Below are 19,718 nucleotides of genomic sequence, written 5' to 3'. Positions count from 1 at the left end.
ACTAAATATAAAAAAGGCGACATAACTGTCGCCTTTTTTATCCTGTCAGGGCGCGTTAAGACGCGCCTGCCGTGCCGGGAAGCGGCTCCGGAAGCTGAGGCGTAAAGCCGCGCAGCCCGACAACATGTACGTGCTCTGTGTTGTTAAACACTTTACGCACTAGCTTGTAGGTCGTGCCTTTTTCCGGGCTGATATTTTCCGGCGCAGCAATAATCAGCTGCATTTCAAGACGATCGCATAACTCAAAGAGCGTGGCAATTGAGCGCGCATCCAGGCGGGCGGCTTCGTCGAGGAACAACAGACGGCACGGCGAAATATCTTTTCCACGCAGGCGGCGCGACTCATCTTCCCAGCTCTGTACCACCATAACCAAAATGGACATCCCGGTACCAATTGCCTCCCCGGTCGACAGCGCACCCGATTCTGCGCGCAGCCAGCCATCCGATCCACGGTTAACTTCGACTTCCATCTCCAGATAGTTACGGTAGTCGAGCAGTTCTTCCCCGATGGTTTGCGGCGTACGCTGCCCCATATCAATATGCGGATTCAGACGTTGATACAGCTTCGCCAGCGCTTCTGAAAAGGTCAGACGATTGCTGTTGAACAAGTCCTGATGTTGCTCATGCTGTTCGGAAAGTACGTCAAGCAGCGTCGCATGGGCTTCACGCACATTGACGTTGAGCCGCACGCTATTGACCTGACCAAAGGAAACGCTTTGAAGCCCCTGGTTGAGCATCCGGATACGATTCTGCTCGCGCTGAATCGTCTTGCGGATAATATTGGCCGCGCTTTTTGAGCTGATGGCCAGTTTCTGCTCGCGGGAGGTCAACTCTTCCGTCAGGCGGCTCAGTTCAATTTCCATCTGTTCGATGGCTTCAACCGGATCGTCAGTGCGAATAATATCCTGACGGATACGCTCGCGCAGATGCTGATAAACCGCTACAAAGAACTGAATTTTGCGCTCAGGGCGTTTCGGATCTTCAGACAGACGCAGAACATCTCGCAGATGTTCGTTGTCAGCCACCGCCAGACGCAGCGCCCCCAGCGCCTTATCCGACATTGAACGCAGATCGTCGGCGGAAAGGTACGCCAGTTCACGACGATGTAAACGACGCTCAACGCCGTTATCTTTCACCAGCCGCATTACCGCGCACCAGCCCGCTTTAGCCGTTACCACCTGCTCACGCATGGCAAGGTAATCCCGCTCCAGCACGCGCAGTTTACGGGTCAGGTTATCCATTTCTGCTTCGCAGAAAGTGAGCGCTTTTTCCAGCTGATTACGCCGTGCGCGGTTGTTACTTAACTGACTGTGCAGCTCGTCACGGCGGCTGCGGGCGCGCTCCTCTGCACCACTGTCCGCTCGCACGCCAATATCCTGCAACTCTTTTTGCAGATCGCCCAGCAGCTCTTTTTTCATGTCGTACGAGCTTTTCAGCGATGCCAGCACCTGATTGTACTGGCCAAGCTGTGCAGCATGGGCGCGCAATGCTTCACGTGCGCGGGTACGTTCAGCTTCTGCCTGCTCAAGACGACGGCGCAATTTTTCATTCAGATCGCTATTACCGTTAAGCATATCCGCCGAATCGGAGTAGCTAAAGTGCGCCCGACGCTGCACCACTTCTGTCAAAGCAAACGCCTGCTGACGCGCGTCGCGCTGGGTTTGCTGCGACCAGCTATAGTCCTCTTTTAGCTGTTCGAACTGCTCCGGATCGCTTTGCAGTACGGAGAGAAGCGGCTCCAGTTTGGCCAGCTGATGACCATGCTGTTGAACAAAGCGTACGGCTTCCTGAGCGTCATCCAGACGTTCCTGAATGTCGTCAACCCTATCGGCCAGCGTTTCGTCTGCCAGCAGGTTCAGACGTGGCAACAGGCGGTTGAGCTGCGATACGCCCTCTTTCGCCAGTTCAAACTGCGTACGCTGCTGCTCGTTATCATTTTCGTGGGCGGTGAGCGCCCGTTCCAGCTCACTACGACGGGTAGTTAACTGGCGGATTTCGACTTCCGGATCGTCTTTAAACGCCACGGCCAGATGGCTGCCGATAAAGCGACTGAACGCCTGGTGCAAACGCTGTGTTTTTTGCACATCAAATGAGAGCGTAGCAAACCGTTCTGCCAGCTTCTCACGCTCGGCATGCAGCGTCTCGATACGACTTTCGCGGGCGGCGCGGCCGAACAGCGGCACCTCCGGGAAGCGGGAGTAACGCCACTGGCGATCGGCCGTTTTTACCACCACCGCTTTTTCCAGCTCGTCGACGGCAAATACGCTATCGTCGAAGGATTGCGGATCGCCCTCAATCAGGTAGAGATCTTCCGGACAATCTTCCAGCCCTTCAAGCTGCTCTGAAATCTGCGAAAGATCCGGAACCACGATGGCGTGACGTGACGGTCCGTAAAGCGCAGAAAAGTACGGTGCATCTTCAAAGCTGACGTCATCGTAAATTTCAGACAGCAGTACGCCGCCAAATCGTTCGGCCAGCGCATTAAGACGCTGATCTTCCGAACCCCCCGGCTGGCTAAGCCGCTCTATTTCTTCATCAATGGCGTTTTTACGCGATCCAACGTCATCACGTTCAACGATAGTTTCGCGTTCGCGCTCCAGCAGCTGCTGTAAATACTCTGTGACATCCTGGCTGGTTTCAAAGGCCTCACCGCACTGTTCAGCAAGCTGATTAAGGCTGCTTTGTGCTGCCAGCCAGACCGGCGCACGTTTTTGCAGCGACTGAATGCGGGTCTGGGTCTGCTCCAGCTCCTGGCGCAGGTGCATCCGCTTTTCGTGCGCAGTAGAAACGTTGTCTGACAGATCGGCAATCCGCGCTTCCAGGGTCTGATGCAGCGTTTCCAGTTCGTCAACATCATAGTGCCTGCCCTGACGTTTGCAGAACTCTGCCAGCAGGCGTTCGGCATCCTGCTGTTCACGCAGGCGCTGTTCCAGTTCGCTCAGACGAGCGCGCAACGGCTGTGCCTGCTCGGCCAGATGACGCTGATTGACGCCATCGTGCAGCAGTTCACGGCCAATATCCCAGGCATCACCCCGCGCCAGCGGACCGTTAATAGCCTCAACCAGTTGAAAAGCCTGTTCAAACTGTTTATGTGCCGTTTGCGCAACGCTGATTTTTTGTTCCAGAGACAACAGGCGCTCAGTCGCTTCCTGTTCTTTCGCCTGAAACGTCTCCAGCCACCCGTCAGCGCTCCCGGCAGTGAGATCCGGCAAATGGCACAGCTCACGTGCGCGCTGAAGCGCCTGTAACGCCTGATGATACTGAATAGCGCGAGTTTGCTGAACATCCAGCGCCTGCTGATAGTCGGCAAGCTGGCTTTTTAGCTCGTCTACTTCCAGTTCGGCGGCTTCTGCCCGGCCTTCGTTATCTTCCTGACGATCGACCGCTTCGGCGACAACTTCATTTTGTTCTTCAAGACGGATCTGCAACTCCTCCAGATCCGACTCGTAGCGTTCAATTTTTTCCTGCTGCCGCAGCGCAGTTTGTACCAGATTCAGGTGATCGCTGGCTGCCTGGTAATCGGCTTCAAGATCGCCCTCAGCGCCGTTATGCTCCTGAAGCTCACGGGCCATCTCGACATGCTTGTACTGTTCTGCTGCCAGTTTCTGACGCGAGCTAAACAGGTCACGACGATATTCCAGCGCTTTGTCGAGATGCACCCGCCGCTCGTTGGCATGACGCATATAGTCCGCGGCAACATAATCTGTTGCTTCGGAAATTAAATGCTTAAACAGGTCGCGGTCCGACTGAGTCACCCGGATAGCTTCAAGCGTCATCCGGTTTTCCCGCAGCGCGGCTTCCATATCCTGGAACGCTTTACGCACGCCGCTGTTTTCCGGCAGCAAATAGTCGCGCAGGGAGCGCGTAATGGCGCTGGAGATACCGCCATACAGCGAGGCTTCGATCAGGCGGTAGTATTTGCTACGATCGGAGGCCGAACGCAAACGACGTGCAACCACGCCCAGATCGAACATCAGCGAATGGTAGTCGATAATGGAGTTGAACTGTTTGAACTGAACGCCCTCGGTCTCTTCAAGTTTTTCTTTCAGTTCCTGAAGCGTTAACACGCGGGCCTGACGTTCATTAAGCGCTTCAGTCAGCAACTCGGTCGGATTGACCGACATGGGGAGCCCCTGAATAGCAAACGGCTTTATATCGACTTTACGGTCGCGTCCGGCAACCTGCTGTAAACGTACACCTACCACCACGCGCTGATGGCGGGAGTTAATGACATCCAGCACCGAGTAGCAGACACCCGCTTTCAGCTTGCCGTGCAGGCCTTTGTCGCGAGAGCCGCTGGTCGCACCCGCTTCCGTGGTATTACGAAAATGCAGGAGCGTGAGATCTGGAATAAGCGCCGTGACGAAGGCCGCCATGGTCGTGGACTTGCCGGCACCGTTGCCGCCAGACAGCGTGGTCACCAGTTCATCAAGATCGAACGTACGGGCAAAAAAACCGTTCCAGTTAATCAGCGTTAGCGAGCGAAACTTACCGCGTTCTATCATTATTCTTCTTCTCCGCTGTCAGGCTGAGGTTCTTCGGCTTCATCATTAAGCTGTAAGTGATTTTCGATCGGCATCGCTTCTCCGTCACGGATCATGCGCAGCTGCGCATCGCGCGGATCGTCGCCGCTGCGCACGTCGGCACCAAAGCGGAACACGGACTCCGTGATGCGAAACTTGCTGCTGTCGTGGCCCATGAACCACACCATCCCCAAACGACGCAGGCGGTTAAGCGATGAACGCACCTTTTCCTGCAGTTTCTGCCGATCAACATCAGAGCCGGTCGAACGGTTGTTGACAAGCTTGAGCAATTTACTTTCATCAGCCAGCGTCAGCAGCTCATCGTACAGCTCCTGCTGAGTGAAAATGCCTTCGTTTGCCAGCCGTTCAGGACTGAGATAGAGATAACAGAGGATCTTGCCGACCATCATGTCCAGCTCAGAAAGTACCGAGCGCGGAATAAGCGTGGTAGAGCGCGGTCGCAGGTAGAAGAAGCCCTCCGGGGCACGAATCAACTCAACGTTATAACGGGCGTAAAATTCTTCCAGATATTCCTGGAAATCCATCAGGAATGCGTGGTTATCCAGCTCGTCAAGACCAATATGGCGACCCGCACGCAGTGCGCTATCCAGCGCAGGAAAAAGTGGGTTGGCCAGAGCCTGTGCCATTTTAACTGGCATCATTTGTTCAATATTTGTCAATGACATGCGCCTGTACCTTGGCTCCGTAATCATTAATTGGCTGCCATTGTGCCTGCAGCCCGCTGAAATCTGCTTGTGCCACACCCAGGCGTACGGCCTGGTCGACAACAATACGCGCAACGTCAAAATGACGCGCACGCGGGTATTGCGTCAGATACTCGCGTACAACCAGGCCAAGATCGAGCGGCAGCTGTCTGGTTTTATACATTTCCAGCTGCTGTTCAATCATCGCCGCAAGCTGCTCGCGAATTTCGTTAAACTCTTCATATTCCAGATCCGATGGCAGTTCACCGGTGACCTCTTCATCACGTAACGTCATCTCTTCATCGCGCATGTCGAGCAGACGCTCGGCGCTGGCGTAGGTCAGTGCCCACGGCGCATCGAGATAAGTTTGCACCGACTGGCGTAGCCGCTGGGCAAAGACGCGATTTTTATCCATATCGATAGCGGTACGGATAAATTTATGCACGTGACGATCGTAACCGATCCACAGGTCAATCGCCTGCTGGCCCCAGCTTACAATGCGATCCAGCTTGCTTTGCAGGTCGATAACCAGCCGGTCAACGAAATAAAGATCGTCGCGAAACAGCGTGGCATCCTGAATGCGCAGCAAATTGGCCTGAAGCTTATCGCCTGCGGCATCCAGCGTATCCTGCAATTCACGCAGCGTGCCGGACGTTTCAGAGAGCAGCAATTCACAGCTGGAGATTGCCGCACGCCAGTCTTTATTCAGCAACTGCGCAATATCATCTTTTACCGACTGCTGCTGTTCATCCATCAGACGCTGAGTGAGATCGATACTGTCAAAAATTTCCGCCACCGAATATTTCAGCGGGGCGTACACATTGCGATGCCAGTGGAACTCGTCGCCCCCTTTAACCGCACCGTCGGCTGCTTCTGCGGCGTCGGCCGCGCGTTTTAATTCACCAGCCACAATCGACAGCTGCATAGAAAGCCGCAGGGTAGAGAATTCACGCTGGCGAATGTAATAGTCGGTAATGCCAATCCCCAGTGGCGTTAGACGATAAATGGCATTGCCTTCTGCCTGCTCGCTGGTAAAGCGGTTCAGTAAACGCTGACGCACCATGTCATTGATGGCGTTATTCGCCCGTACGCCAATGGTTTCACTGGTTTGCTCAAACGTATCGCTGACGTGGCGGAAAGCATCAATAAGGATACCCTCCGTCATTTCACCTTCCAGCCTTTCGCTATTCAGGGTCGCCACGGCCAGTAAAAAGGACAGCCTGTCGACCGGCAGCTGAATGGAGAAATCATTCTTTCTGGCCCAGGCAACCAGTTCGGGGACTGTCTGGGAAAATTCACTCATCGGTTATCCTTGCATCTTGCTGCGGCTTACGCGCAGTGACGTGAATGTAACGGCCCAGGCTAATATAGGGTTCCTGACGGCAATAACGCGTTTCCAGCTCCAGCAACGCGGCAAAACAGTCGTGCTGATGGCGTTTGTCGCGCAGATAATCATGAAATATGCGCACCCCGGTTTTGCCGGTAATCTGCCATCCTGCCGCATCCAGCCAGTCATAAACGAGCTGCGGATCGCGCGGGTAGTCAGGCGAAAGGGTCCGCTTTTTCTTTTTCGGCATTCCCAGTTGCACGTAGTCAAAATTGCCGACCACCATGTTACGCATCAGAAGACCATGAGCGTTATAGAACATCAGTGATAACGCTCCGCCGGGGCGCAATACTGACCATAAACGTTGCAAAACGCTTTGCGGCTCGGCGATCCATTCAAGCACCGCGTGAAACAATATCAGATCGACCGGCGAATCCAAATGGTGAGCGATTTCCTGAACCGGGCATTGTACAAAATGCATGTTGTCGCTCATACCTTTATCTGCCGCTGCCTGCGTAGCGCGGGCGATCATTTCAGCGGAAATATCGCACAGCGTCACGTGGTGACCGCGCTGCGCCATTTTAATCGCCGTCTGCCCTTCTCCGCCACCCGCATCTAATATACGCAGCGGCCGATCGCCGAAGGAGGCAAGCAGTAAATCGAGGTCCTGCCACAGGATCGCCTGACGCAGTTGGCCCTTGGTCGTGCCATAAATATTGCGGGCAAATTTTTCCGCGATGCCATCAAAATTGCGACCCTGCATAATCTCACTCCGCGATCCTGTCAAAGAGGCTATTTTGTCACAGCCGGGCAGAGAATGAAGCAATCTGGTGTAATATCCCGAACAAAGCAAGGTTGTATGGTTAAAAAAGGAGCCAGGAAGGATGCTTTTTACGCTAAAAAAGGTCGTTGGCGGGTTGTTGCTGCCCCTGCCACTGTTACTTTTACTGATAGGCTGCGGCATAGCACTGGTCTGGTTTAGCCGTTTTCAAAAAACCGGAAAAACAGTGATTACCCTGGGCTGGCTTACGCTCCTGCTGCTCAGTCTGCAACCGGTCGCCGATGGTTTACTTCGCCCGGTAGAAAATACCTATCCGACCTGGCGCGGTAGCCAACAGGTTCAGTACGTAGTAGTGCTGGGAGGCGGTTATACGTGGAATCCGGCGTGGGCGCCCAGTTCGAATTTGATTAACAACAGTTTGCCGCGTCTTAATGAAGGCATCCGTTTATGGCGGGCAAATCCCGGATCAAAACTGATCTTTACCGGTGGCCCGGCGACGGGTAATGCGGTGAGTACCGCTGAAGCGGGAGCCAGGGTCGCCGAAAGTCTGGGCATACCGCGCAGCGATATTATTACCCTCGACCAGCCGAAGGATACGGAAGAAGAAGCGGCAGCGGTAAAAAGCGCGATTGGCGATGTCCCTTTCTTATTAGTGACCTCCGCGTCCCATCTTCCGCGCGCCATGATCTTCTTTGAAAACGCTGGCCTGCATCCACTACCGGCTCCCGCCAATCAGCTGGCAATTCATTCGCCGCTTAACCCCTGGGAACGCGCCATTCCGTCTCCGGTATGGCTGGGCCATAGCGATCGCGTGGCCTATGAAACGCTGGGCAGAGTCTGGCAGTGGCTAAAGGGGGCGTCAGGCAAGCCAGGGCATGAGTGATTTAGCGGCCAAATCAAATCGCCTGCGATCAAAACGACCGGTATTGACCAGCTGCGCTACTTCATCCCACAACAGATACAGCCAGCGCCGCCAGAGAAAGGCCTCTGCCACCGGCGCACGCTGCAGGTAGTGCCACAGTAAATCTTCTGCGAGCTGATTATCTGCCAGGCGAAAGAGTTCATACTCTCGCGGGGCCCAAAGTGTAATGCCGGGCCCGGTCATGGCGATCAGCTGATCGCTACGGGCGTCTTTGAGCATACTCATTAGGGTTAAATTACCATGCACCAGCACGCAATTGTCGTTGAAGCCGTCAAACAGCGCAGGCAGGCATTCCCGGGCGCGAAATAACAGACGCTTATCCTGCATGGTCAGGCCGGTATTGCTGTAGAGATTAAGCGTATTCCAGAGTTTATCGACGCGCTGACGATACCAGTGCGGCCATACATTTTCCTGGGTATTATCAACCGAGCCAACACAGCCCCGGCTGTCCTGCCGGTGCCAGGAAAGAAGACCTTCCACAATCTGATCTTTAAGCTGCTCCCAGCGCTGCGAAGTGCGGGCCGGCGCTTCTACCGACACGCCACGCAGACGCTCCATAAGCAGAACATCCGGCCCCGGATGTTCCTCATGCGTCAGGACGCCATAGACAACTGGCATTCTTACCGTGCCGCTGCGTGCAAGCATTGAGATCTTCCAGGCAAGCTGCCTGGCCAGCCCCGAGGTCGTAAAACTTTTTGCCATCAGCGGCATGGGGTTTCCCTGAGCGTCATAGAGTGACCACAGCGAAGAGTGAATGTTCTCATTGACGCACTCCATTCGACTGAGATCCTCCCCCAGAAGATGGCTTAATTCGGCACGTAACTGTTCCATCTCAGATAATCCTTATGAATATTACTGATTTCATAATGAGCGCCTGAATGGAGGATGTCACCGGATAAGATCAAAGCGGCTACAGAAAAGTTGAAAAAAAATGAAAAAGTTTCTCCCTCCCGGGCGGGAGGGAGATGAGGACTAGCACATCTCAGCGCGGACGCGCTCCAGATCTTCCGGCGTATCAACCCCGGTTCCCGGAACCTCATGCGCTACGGCAACGTGGATTTTTTCGCCGTACCACAGCACGCGAAGCTGCTCCAGCATTTCAATCTGTTCCAGCGGACTGGGTACCCAGCTCACATAGCGGCGAATAAACCCGGCACGATAAGCATAAATGCCAATATGGCGCAGCAGCGTATCGCCAATAGCGTCGCGTGATTGCGCAAAACGGTCGCGATCCCAGGGGATGGTCGCCCGGGAGAAGTACAGCGCATAGCCCCGCTCATTGATCACGACTTTAACCGCATTCGGATTAAAGGCCTCTTCGGCATCGTGAACAGGCACCGCCAGGGTTGCCATACCCGCATCGCTGGCCGCCAGATTTTCTGCCACCTGACGTACAATCGCTGGCGGGATCATCGGCTCATCACCCTGAATATTCACAATGACTGTATCATCACTGAATGCGCATTTCTCAACCACTTCCGCCAGTCTTTCAGTGCCTGACTGATGGTCGGCGCGGGTCATACAGACCTCACCGCCGGCCGCCTCTACCGCGCGGGCGACATCAGGATGATCGGTGGCCACAATGATACGTGCCGCACCGGATTCACGGGCGCGATCCAGTACGTGCAGGATCATCGGTTTGCCGTTAATGTCCTGTAGCGGTTTGCCAGGCAGGCGAGTTGATGCGTAGCGTGCCGGAATGATAACCACAAAACTCATGGACGACTCTCTTCTGCATTTAGCTGACGCGCTTGTGTTTCCAGCAGCACCGGAATGCCTTCACGCAGCGGAAAAGCCAGATGATCGGATTTACAGATAAGTTCCTGTTTATCCTGACTGTAATAGAGCTTGCCGTTGCAAACCGGGCAGGCAATGATTTCAAGCAAACGATGATCCATAAATTCTCCTGATGGACCGGTAAGGTCCGTTGCAGCATAGCATAATGACACCTCAGTCTACGTCAACTTCCCAGCCGCCGCGCTGATGTGCAAATAGCATTTCCGGTAATAATCCCGTGATAATACGCGTTGCGCCCTGCCAGCGGGCAAAATCATTAATCGCAGAGGTGAGTCCTTTTTCAAGGGTACGGTTCACTTTTTCACCCTTCTCCAGCCAGAGCGAAATAATCTCCAAAACCTGAGCTTTACGGTGCATTTTGCAATCCATACGCCCGACGAGCCGCCCCTGATGCAGCAGGGGCAGAACAAAATATCCGTATTTACGTTTTGCCGCCGGCGTGTAGCACTCCAGCCGATAGCTGAAATTAAATAACTGTTCGCCACGTTTACGATCCCAGACCACGGGATCAAATGGTGAGAGCACTGCGCTATGGGTGGCGCGTAACGTACCCGCCTGCGCGGCAGGAAGTAACGTCTGGAGATCGGCATGCAGCCACAGGGTGCCGAGCGTTTCAACCTCGACGGGAATAACCCGTTTTTCGTCCTGCCAGCGGGCCAGCAATGCGGCGGTGTCTGGCTGGCGTAACCGGTAATAATCGGCCAGCCACTGCGGTCGAAAAATGCCCAGGCTGCGGGCGCTGTTTTGCAACATGATCTCTTCTGCCGCCGGCTGGCTAAGTGCGTCACGCGCATCATCCCATTCAGGCAGTACCCGATGGGTAAGATCGTAAACCCGCTGAAAATTACGCCGCTCCACTACCATGACTTTTCCGGCGGTAAACAGCCCTTCGAGATGGCGCTTATGCGGTTTCCATGCCCACCAGCCGCCGCTCCCCTTCTGCGGGTGTGTAAAATCGGCAGCGCGTACCGGACCCTGCGTCTGGATCCAGGCCATTAATTGTTCAATATCGTCGGCGTTCTCTTCCATCCACGCCTGGCGATATTTCCAGCCCATTTTTTCAGGTGCCAGCATCCGGTGGCGCAGCAGTGAGAAATCACTGCGGGGCAGAAAACAGGCTTCATGTGCCCAGTACTCCATCAGCTCCCCCCGACGTAACGCCTCATCCAGCCAGCTTTGAGGATACGCTCCCAGACGGCTAAAAAGGACCAGGTAAGGACTGCGGGCAACAATATTAATGGTGTCGATTTGCAGTAAAGACATTTGACGGATGATGCGCAGAATGTCGCTACTCTGTGCACGATGGCGGGGCTTTTTAAGCAGCCCCTGGGCGGCAAGATGAAGGCAGCGTGCGGCATTAAGAGAGAGCATGTATTCCTCCGTCATCCATACCGGCGCTCGCAGCGTAGGGCTAACGTTGCGCCAGTCGGGTCAGTTTTGCCAGAAGCTGTTGCGCGCGTTCGCCTTCAGGTTGCGCATTGACCGGTAAATACCACCAGTTCGGTTGTGCAAAAGCCCGGCATTTCACCGCATCTTTCTCCGTCATCAGAAGCGTTTGTTCAGGCGTAGCCATGGCCTGGACCTCAACCTGCGTTAACGCCTGATGATCGGCCAGCGCAATAGTGTTGACTGGCTGAACACCGCTATTTTCGAGGGTAGCAAAAAAACGTGGCGGATGCCCGATGCCGGCCATCGCCACGACATTGGTTAGCGCTGCAACCTCACGCCGTTCACCGGTAAGTAAATTTACCGCCTGCCCGGGACGGAGAGTCATTGAGATCTCGCCCGGCGCAGGCGTACCGCCGTTAGTAATAATGGCATCCACCGTTTTCAGCCGCGATACGCGCTCACGCATAGGCCCGGCAGGAAGCCACCAGCCGTTGCCGAAGCGTCGGACGCCATCGACCACCACGATTTCGACATCACGCGCCAGCCGATAGTGTTGCAGACCATCGTCGGTAATAATGAGCTGTAAATCGTGCCGGGCCAGCAGCGCACTCACCGCGTCGGCTCGCACCGGAGAAACGGCAACAGGTGCGCCGGTACGCTGATAAATAAGTACCGGCTCGTCACCCGCGCTGGCGGGCGTGGTCTGGTCATTAAGCAGCAGAGGGTAACGTTCGGCTTTACCACCGTAGCCGCGAGAGACAACCCCTGCGCGAATGCCACGTTGCTGAAGCTGTTCGACCAGCCAGATGACAACAGGGGTCTTGCCGTTGCCTCCGGCGGTAAGATTACCCACCACCACCACAGGAACCGGGGCGCGCCACGACTTCTTCAGACCAAGCCGGTAGCTCAGGCGAATTAGACCGCTGACGAGGCCATAAAGCCAGGAGAGCGGCAGTAAAAGTCGCCACAGCGGTGATTCACCGGACCAGATACGGGCGATCATTTCCCGAATTGCATCTTATGCAGTTGCGAATAAACCCCACGCTGTTCGATCAGATCGTGATGCGTTCCGCGCTCTACGATACAGCCATCTTCAACTACCACGATTTCATCAGCCTGTTCAATGGTTGACAGGCGATGGGCAATCACCAGAGAAGTACGGTTCTTCTGCAATTCATCCAGCGCGGCCTGGATTGCACGCTCAGATTCAGTATCCAGCGCTGAAGTTGCTTCATCAAGGATCAGGATCGGACTGTCGCGCAGCAGCGCACGGGCAATGGCAATACGCTGACGCTGACCGCCGGAAAGCATTACCCCATTCTCACCGATAATCGTATCAAGGCCGTTATCCATTTTGTTGATGAAGTCCATTGCATACGCCATACGTGCCGCTTCTTCAATTTGCTCGCGGCTGTACACTTCGGTCCGCGCATAGGCAATGTTGTTCGCCACCGTATCATTAAACAGATGCACGTTTTGGGAGACTAATGCGACCTGATCGCGCAGCGATGAGAGCGTGTATTCACGCAGGTCGCGGCCATCAAGCAGAATACGTCCTTCGTCAATGTCATAAAAGCGGGTGATCAGGCTGGCAATCGTCGATTTACCCGAGCCGGAGCGACCGACCAGCGCAACCGTTTTACCTTGTGGAAGATTCAGGTTTATATCACGCAGAGCCGGCGCTTCACGCCCTGCATAGGTAAAAGTAACGTTGCGAAATTCGAGATTTCCTTGTGCACGTTCAACCACATAAGTACCCTGATCTTTTTCCTGTTCAGAATCAAGAATGGTAAACAGCGTCTGACAGGCCGCCATCCCACGCTGAAACTGGGCATTCACGTTGGTCAGTGACTTCAAAGGACGCATCAGCGCAATCATTGATGAGAAAACGACGGTAATCGTCCCTGCGGTTAACGTTTCCATTACGCTCGGGAAACTGGCAGCGTAAAGAACGAAGGCCAGTGCCAGTGAGGCAATCAGCTGAATGATGGGATCGGAAATAGACGAGGCAGACACCATCTTCATTCCCTGCAGGCGCATTTTATTGCTGACCTTATCAAAACGTTTTGTTTCGACGTCCTGTCCACCAAAAATCAGTACTTCTTTATGCCCTTTTAGCATCTGTTCAGCACTGGTTGTCACCTGCCCCATCGTGTTCTGCATATTCTTACTGATGCTGCGAAAACGCTTAGAGACCAGACGAATGGCAAAGGAGACAATAGGTGCAAGGACGATCAGGATGACGGACAATTGCCAGCTGTAATAAAACATCATAATAAACAGGCCGATAATCGATGCCCCTTCACGTACAACGGTGATTAACGCGTTAGATGAAGAGGAAGCAACCTGTTCTGAATCATAGGTAATACGTGACAGTAACGTTCCGGTGGACTGTTTGTCGAAAAAAGAGACCGGCATACCCATCATATGGCTAAAAAGACGACGACGCATGGTCATCACCACTTTTCCGGAAACCCAGGAGATACAATAGCTGGAGACGTAGCTGGTTATACCTCGCACAATCATCAGACCGATCACCACCAGCGGCATCCATATCAACACCGAGCGATCCGTTTTACCAAACCCATCATCCAGTAGTGGTTTAAGAAGCGATAGCATGAAGGTATCGCTGGCCGCGTTGAGGATTAACGCAATAGCCGCCACGATCAAACCCGGCTTGAAAGGCGCAATAATCGGCCAGAGTCGGCGGAAGGTCTGCCACGTAGAGAGATCTTTATCGTTATGCATTCAAAAAACCAGCATTTGTTGAAATAGCCGCATATTCTACCCGTTATCTGCTGACACGCCAAACCACTGATGATACCAGCGAGGGGAAATTTGTTTGCGCAGGCTTATGATTTGCCATCCCTCTCGCGTAAAAGCGACGCTAATTTGCCCTTCATGAGGCGTGTCTAACCATTGATATCCCTGTTTCTGATAACGTTTTACCACTTTTGCCGACGGAAAATGCCACGCATTATAGCGTGACGCCGACGCCAGGGCAGCCTGTCCATTCACCCGCTGTATAAAGGCCATTCCCGATGAAGTATTACTGCCATGATGCGGTACCTGAATGAGCGTGGAAGCCAGATGCTGCCAGTAATGGCTGAGCATGGCCAGCTCTGCCGACGCTTCAATATCACCCGTTAATAAAATACTGTGCTGACCATCGTCAATCCTGACGACACAAGAGCGGTTATTACCCTGATCAGGCGTATTTCTTAGCGGCCAGTGTGCGTTAAAGGTTAGTCCCTGCCACTGCCAACGTTCACCGCGAAAACAGGGCTGGTGGCCTTTCCAGGGGAGCGGGCTGCGGACCCAGGCGTTGGGCCAGGCATGCTGTACGGCGTTGAGTCCGCCGCGATGATCGAGATGCTCATGGCTGAGAATAATGCCTTCCGGCTGCAAATGGTGCCAGCGCAGCCAGGGAATGATCAACTGTTGTCCGGAGTCACCCCCCGGCCAGCCCAGACCGGTATCATATAAAATGGCTTTGCCGTGGCGTTCAATTATCATTCCCAGCCCCTGCCCGACATCAAGCATGTGCACGGCCCAGACATCCTGCCGGGTTTGCCGCCACAGAGGAAAGGTTAGTAACATAAATACGACCAGCGGGGTCGCTTTCATGACGCGCCACGCCTGAAAACGCCATAGCATCAGTGCTATCCACGGCATGACCATAACGCCCTGCCAGCGTTTATCAACATCGAGCCAGCCATCGGGCAGCTGGCGCAGAAGATAAAACAGCAGTGCCAGCAGGCGATCGGCCAGATACCACATCCCATGTTCTGCCACTATCGGACCGGTGAGATGCAGCAGCATGGCGGCCAGAATCAGCGGCACGACAATGAACGTCACCAGCGGCACAGCAAAAAGATTGGCGACCAATGATGTGGTACTGATGCCGTGAAATAACAGCACCTGAAGCGGCAATAGCAGTACCATTATTCCCAGTTGCAGATGAAATAATCCAGCAAGCTGCCGCAGCGGTACAGGCATCTTCCACGCCGGCAGCGGCAACCATTGATACCAGAAAATAAGGGCGGCAACGGCAAAGACCGAGAGCCACAAACTTTGTGACAGTATCGCCAGCGGATCGAAGAACAGGATTGCGCCGAGACAACAAAGCCAGATATCCCATGGCGACCACTGACGCCCGCTCAGGCGCAGCCCGTACCAGATACCCAGCGCGACGATAGTACGTAATGCGGGAGGTTGTAAGCCGGTCAGCCATGCGTAAAACGCCGCGCACAGAAATGCAAAGATGAGTGGAATGCGCCAGCTAATCAGGCGGCACGGCAGAAAAAATTGCAGGCCCCGGATCAACAGCCAGCCCAGCGATGCGCCGAGCGCAATATGCAGGCCGGATATTGCCATCAGATGCGAGGTGCCAGTCTGCTGCATAAGCGTTTTGACATCAGCAGCTACCGCCAGTCGCTCTCCCATACCCAGACCGATAATAACGCCTTGCCAGGGATACTGCATAAGTGTAGTCGTGAGCGAGTTAAGATAACGTGCACGCCAACTACAGTGAGCATCAAGCACCTGCGCCCGGATAAAACGCCCCGTAAGAGGCTTATGTTGTGCAAAAGCATTACGTTGAGTATCAAAACCGCCGTCGTTCAACTCACCGTACACCGCACGTGCGCGAATGGTCATTGCCCAGCGCTGACCCGCGCAACCCGACTGTGGTAAGTAGTTACCGTAAAGCACGATCCCCGGCGCGGGAAAAAGCCTTTCTCCTTTATAACGAGTGATCACGCCCTGATGCGTCATCGCGCCATCGGTCGCGGTAAGAGTAATTTCGACCTGCTGATTTTTGCCCGGGAGATGTTGAGCAGGCCACAAGAGATGATGTGCGGCCAGCACGCCCCAGCAGAAAAAAAGTGCGGTTAATCCCCCAACCTGAGCAGCCCGCGAGCCATAAAATGCCAGTCCGGCTGCAACGATAATTATCAGGCCGATCCATGCAACTCCCGGCAAAACGGGTAGCCAGATAAGCGGAGCAATACCCGCGATAGTACACAGTGCAAGCTGTGGTAAACGCATAAACACCTCCCTGTTACAGGCAGTGTGGCGCGAGATTATGGCATTGTCGGCTGGAAATGATCGGGTTTGCGGCGGGCTGCGTAAAAATTCGATAATGTTGCTGGGGTGGGCAAGCGATACTGCGAGGACGATTCCAGTTCTTCACGAGGGGCAGATGTGAAAAAAGCACCCTCAGGTGCTTTTTTCGTGCTCAAGTTTTATCGTCTGCTTGACGGTAATAACTCAATCACCTTCATAAATATTGGCGCGGTCGCGTAATTCTTTACCCGGTTTAAAGTGCGGAACATATTTCCCTTCCAGATCCACTTTATCACCTGTTTTTGGGTTACGCCCGGTGCGGGGTGCGCGATAGTGCAAAGAGAAGCTGCCGAAACCGCGAATTTCAATGCGCTCACCAACGGCAAGAGTAGAGGCCATATGTTCCAGCATCTCTTTCACGGCATCTTCAACCGCTTTTGCCGGGATATGCGATTGCTGGCTTGCAAGTCTTTCGATTAACTCTGACTTGGTCATAATTCCTCCGGTTTCCTTAATGGCTATATTCGCTAACAGCTTGAACAAGGGCGGCCGAGGCCGCCCTTTGTGCTTGATTACAGAACGAAAACTGTAATCTGTCAAGTTACTCCTCATCCTTCTTCAAGGATTGAGAGAATTACTCGCCTTTAGCTGCTTTGAATGCTTCAGCCATTGCGTTGGAGAAGTTGCTTTCTTCCTGTTTGTTGTTAACAGTAGCGATTGCATCTTTCTCGTCAGCTTCGTCTTTCGCACGGACAGACAGGCTAACAACACGGTTTTTGCGATCAACGCCGGTGAATTTAGCTTCAACGTCGTCGCCTACGCTCAGAACCAGAGTTGCATCTTCAACGCGGTCACGTGATGCTTCAGAAGCACGCAGGTAACCTTCAACGCCGTCAGCCAGTTCTACGGTTGCGCCTTTAGCGTCAACTGCAGTCACTTTACCGTTTACGATAGCGCCTTTCTTGTTCACAGCAACGTAGTTGTTGAACGGATCTTCTGCCAGCTGTTTAACACCCAGGGAGATACGTTCGCGCTCTGCGTCAACCTGCAGAACAACGGCAGCGATTTCGTCGCCTTTCTTGTATTCACGTACAGCTTCTTCGCCTGTAACGTTCCAGGAGATATCAGACAGGTGAACCAGACCGTCGATGCCACCGTCCAGGCCGATGAAGATACCGAAGTCAGTGATTGACTTGATTTTACCTTCAACACGATCGCCCTTGTTGTGGGTTTCAGCAAACAGCTGCCATGGGTTAGATTTGCACTGCTTCAGACCCAGGGAGATACGACGACGTTCTTCGTCGATATCCAGAACCATAACTTCCACAACGTCACCAACGTTAACAACTTTGGACGGGTGGATGTTTTTGTTGGTCCAATCCATTTCGGAAACGTGAACCAGGCCTTCAACGCCTTCTTCGATTTCCACGAAGCAGCCGTAGTCGGTCAGATTGGTTACGCGACCAGTCAGTTTGGTACCTTCCGGATAACGCTTCGCGATAGCAACCCACGGATCTTCGCCCAGCTGTTTCAGACCCAGAGATACACGAGTACGCTCACGGTCAAACTTCAGGACTTTAACGTTGATTTCATCACCAACGTTTACGATTTCGCTCGGATGCTTAACGCGTTTCCATGCCATATCGGTGATGTGCAGCAGGCCGTCAACGCCACCCAGATCAACGAATGCACCGTAGTCAGTGAGGTTCTTAACGATACCTTTAACTTCCATGCCTTCCTGCAGGTTTTCCAGCAGCTGATCGCGCTCTGCGCTGTTTTCGGATTCGATAACGGCACGACGTGATACCACCACGTTGTTACGTTTCTGGTCCAGCTTGATCACTTTAAATTCAAGCTCTTTGCCTTCCAGGTGCAGAGTGTCGCGAACCGGACGAACGTCTACCAGTGAACCTGGCAGGAACGCGCGAATACCGTTCAGCTCAACAGTGAAGCCGCCTTTGACTTTGCCGTTGATAACACCAGTGACAGTTTCAGCTTCTTCGTAAGCTTTTTCCAGCGTGATCCAGGCTTCGTGACGTTTAGCTTTCTCACGGGACAGCAGGGTTTCACCGAAGCCGTCTTCTACTGCATCCAGAGCAACGTCAACTTCGTCACCAACCTGGATTTCCAGTTCGCCCTGGGCGTTTTTGAACTGCTCAGCCGGAATGGCGGACTCAGATTTCAGACCGGCGTCAACCAGTACTACGTCTTTGTCGATAGCAACAACAACACCACGAACGATGGAACCCGGGCGGGTTTCGATTGTTTTCAGGGATTCTTCAAATAGTTGAGCAAAAGATTCAGTCATGTTTAATCTTCAGGTTTCATATTAACGTCCACCTGGCTCCGTGCCGGATGGGGTTGTTTCACATACCCGCTAACATTCCATTGCTGCGGGGGTACTACTAATTCGGACGCAATTAAGCGAGGGCCAACTTTTGGCGCGCATATTGTAACGCTTTTTCAATCACTTGCTCAATACTTAAACTGGTTGAATCCAGAACTAATGCATCGGCAGCGGGAACCAGCGGCGCTACAGCGCGATTACGATCGCGATCGTCGCGTTCTTTAATCTCGGCCAAAAGGCGTTCAAAGTTAACACTAAAGCCACTTTCCTGCAACTGTAGCATGCGACGGTGCGCACGCTCTTCGGAGGAAGCATCAAGGAAAATTTTTACCGGCGCGTCCGTAAAAACGACCGTGCCCATATCGCGGCCATCGGCAATAAGGCCAGGATTCTCACGGAATGCACGCTGGCGGCGTAAAAGCGCTTCGCGAACACGTGGAAAAGCCGCGACCTGGGAGGCGGCGCTGGCCACTTCCTGCGTGCGAATTTCGCTGCTGACGTCTTCTCCTTCAAGGATCACTTCCAGATGGCCATTCGTCGAAATAAAACGGACATCCAGATGCGTCGCCAGCGGGACCAGCGCATCTTCACAGGTTACATCAACATGGTGATGCAGCGCGGCCAGAGCCAGCACGCGATAAATGGCACCGGAATCCAGCAGATGCCACTGTAGCGCCTCTGCCATCGCCTTGCATAAGGTGCCTTTACCCGCGCCGCTTGGGCCATCAATGGTAATAACCGGGGCAATTGCCGTCATCTTTTTCTCCTTAAAACAGGCGCACTGTTAACGTAAACGCCGCGCATTATACGCGCCCGCGCCAACAATCGTTAACCTTGTGTGCAAAAACTTATTTGCCCTTGC

At 53.7% G+C, this 19,718-nt stretch carries 15 protein-coding genes; 1 reads left to right on the top strand and 14 read right to left on the bottom strand.

Going from position 1 to position 19,718, the window contains the following annotated elements; all coding sequences use genetic code 11:
- Nucleotides 1-55 precede the first annotated feature (55 nt).
- From mukB to cmoM, 4 genes are read right to left on the bottom strand one after another with little or no spacing between them, the layout of a single operon-like run.
- Nucleotides 56-4,504 carry a chromosome partition protein MukB gene (mukB, locus tag AC791_RS09610; RefSeq protein ID WP_049840232.1) on the bottom strand — a complete coding sequence of 1,483 codons (4,449 nt, stop codon included), beginning with the start codon at nucleotides 4,502-4,504 and terminating at the stop codon, nucleotides 56-58.
- Nucleotides 4,504-5,208 carry a chromosome partition protein MukE gene (gene mukE, locus AC791_RS09605; RefSeq protein WP_049840231.1) on the bottom strand — a complete coding sequence of 235 codons (705 nt, stop codon included), beginning with the start codon at nucleotides 5,206-5,208 and terminating at the stop codon, nucleotides 4,504-4,506. Before mukE ends, mukB begins: the two co-directional genes overlap by 1 nt.
- Nucleotides 5,189-6,529, bottom strand: a complete 1,341-nt coding sequence (mukF, locus tag AC791_RS09600) for a chromosome partition protein MukF (RefSeq protein WP_049840230.1) — start codon at nucleotides 6,527-6,529, stop codon at nucleotides 5,189-5,191. The genes mukE and mukF overlap by 20 nt, the downstream gene beginning before the upstream one ends.
- Nucleotides 6,522-7,316: a tRNA uridine 5-oxyacetic acid(34) methyltransferase CmoM gene (gene cmoM, locus AC791_RS09595; protein WP_049840229.1), complete on the bottom strand. Its 795-nt coding sequence runs from the start codon at nucleotides 7,314-7,316 to the stop codon at nucleotides 6,522-6,524. The genes mukF and cmoM overlap by 8 nt, the downstream gene beginning before the upstream one ends.
- Nucleotides 7,317-7,437: 121 nt before the next feature.
- Here cmoM and elyC point away from each other — a divergent pair, with 121 nt between their 5' ends.
- Entirely contained in the window at nucleotides 7,438-8,217 is a 780-nt protein-coding gene (gene elyC / locus AC791_RS09590; RefSeq protein ID WP_049840228.1) for an envelope biogenesis factor ElyC, read from the top strand.
- On the opposite strand, the gene AC791_RS09585 is transcribed toward elyC, so the two are convergent.
- From AC791_RS09585 to cmk, 10 genes are all read right to left on the bottom strand, one after another.
- Nucleotides 8,194-9,087, bottom strand: a complete 894-nt coding sequence (locus AC791_RS09585; RefSeq protein WP_049840227.1) for a YcbJ family phosphotransferase — start codon at nucleotides 9,085-9,087, stop codon at nucleotides 8,194-8,196. The genes elyC and AC791_RS09585 overlap by 24 nt on opposite strands.
- 141 nt (nucleotides 9,088-9,228) lie before the next feature.
- Nucleotides 9,229-9,975, bottom strand: a complete 747-nt coding sequence (gene kdsB, locus AC791_RS09580) for a 3-deoxy-manno-octulosonate cytidylyltransferase (protein ID WP_049840226.1) — start codon at nucleotides 9,973-9,975, stop codon at nucleotides 9,229-9,231.
- Nucleotides 9,972-10,154 carry a Trm112 family protein gene (locus AC791_RS09575; RefSeq protein ID WP_049840225.1) on the bottom strand — a complete coding sequence of 61 codons (183 nt, stop codon included), beginning with the start codon at nucleotides 10,152-10,154 and terminating at the stop codon, nucleotides 9,972-9,974. Before AC791_RS09575 ends, kdsB begins: the two co-directional genes overlap by 4 nt.
- A gap of 52 nt (nucleotides 10,155-10,206) precedes the next feature.
- On the bottom strand, nucleotides 10,207-11,424 hold the full coding sequence (locus AC791_RS09570; protein WP_049840224.1) for a winged helix-turn-helix domain-containing protein: 1,218 nt from the start codon (nucleotides 11,422-11,424) through the stop codon (nucleotides 10,207-10,209).
- 40 nt (nucleotides 11,425-11,464) lie between these two features.
- The gene (gene lpxK, locus AC791_RS09565) at nucleotides 11,465-12,445 is read right to left on the bottom strand and encodes a tetraacyldisaccharide 4'-kinase (RefSeq protein WP_049840223.1); all 981 of its coding nucleotides are present in this window, start codon (nucleotides 12,443-12,445) and stop codon (nucleotides 11,465-11,467) included.
- Nucleotides 12,442-14,190 (bottom strand): lipid A ABC transporter ATP-binding protein/permease MsbA, encoded by a 1,749-nt coding sequence (gene msbA / locus AC791_RS09560; RefSeq protein ID WP_049840222.1) that lies wholly within the window; start codon nucleotides 14,188-14,190, stop codon nucleotides 12,442-12,444. Before msbA ends, lpxK begins: the two co-directional genes overlap by 4 nt.
- 36 nt (nucleotides 14,191-14,226) lie before the next feature.
- Entirely contained in the window at nucleotides 14,227-16,491 is a 2,265-nt protein-coding gene (locus AC791_RS09555) for a ComEC family protein (protein WP_049840221.1), read from the bottom strand.
- A gap of 222 nt (nucleotides 16,492-16,713) precedes the next feature.
- Entirely contained in the window at nucleotides 16,714-17,004 is a 291-nt protein-coding gene (ihfB, locus tag AC791_RS09550) for an integration host factor subunit beta (RefSeq protein WP_049840220.1), read from the bottom strand.
- A gap of 139 nt (nucleotides 17,005-17,143) precedes the next feature.
- Nucleotides 17,144-18,817 carry a 30S ribosomal protein S1 gene (rpsA, locus tag AC791_RS09545; RefSeq protein WP_049840219.1) on the bottom strand — a complete coding sequence of 558 codons (1,674 nt, stop codon included), beginning with the start codon at nucleotides 18,815-18,817 and terminating at the stop codon, nucleotides 17,144-17,146.
- Between the two features lie 112 nt (nucleotides 18,818-18,929).
- A complete protein-coding gene (gene cmk / locus AC791_RS09540) occupies nucleotides 18,930-19,613 on the bottom strand; it encodes a (d)CMP kinase (protein WP_049840218.1) in 684 nt (227 codons plus the stop codon).
- Nucleotides 19,614-19,718: the final 105 nt, after the last annotated feature.

It is taken from the genome of Klebsiella sp. RIT-PI-d, from assembly GCF_001187865.1.
Classification (GTDB): Bacteria; Pseudomonadota; Gammaproteobacteria; order Enterobacterales; family Enterobacteriaceae; genus Superficieibacter.
The sequence above is the reverse complement of the archived record's forward strand: the minus strand, read 5'-3'. Positions and strand labels throughout refer to the sequence as shown.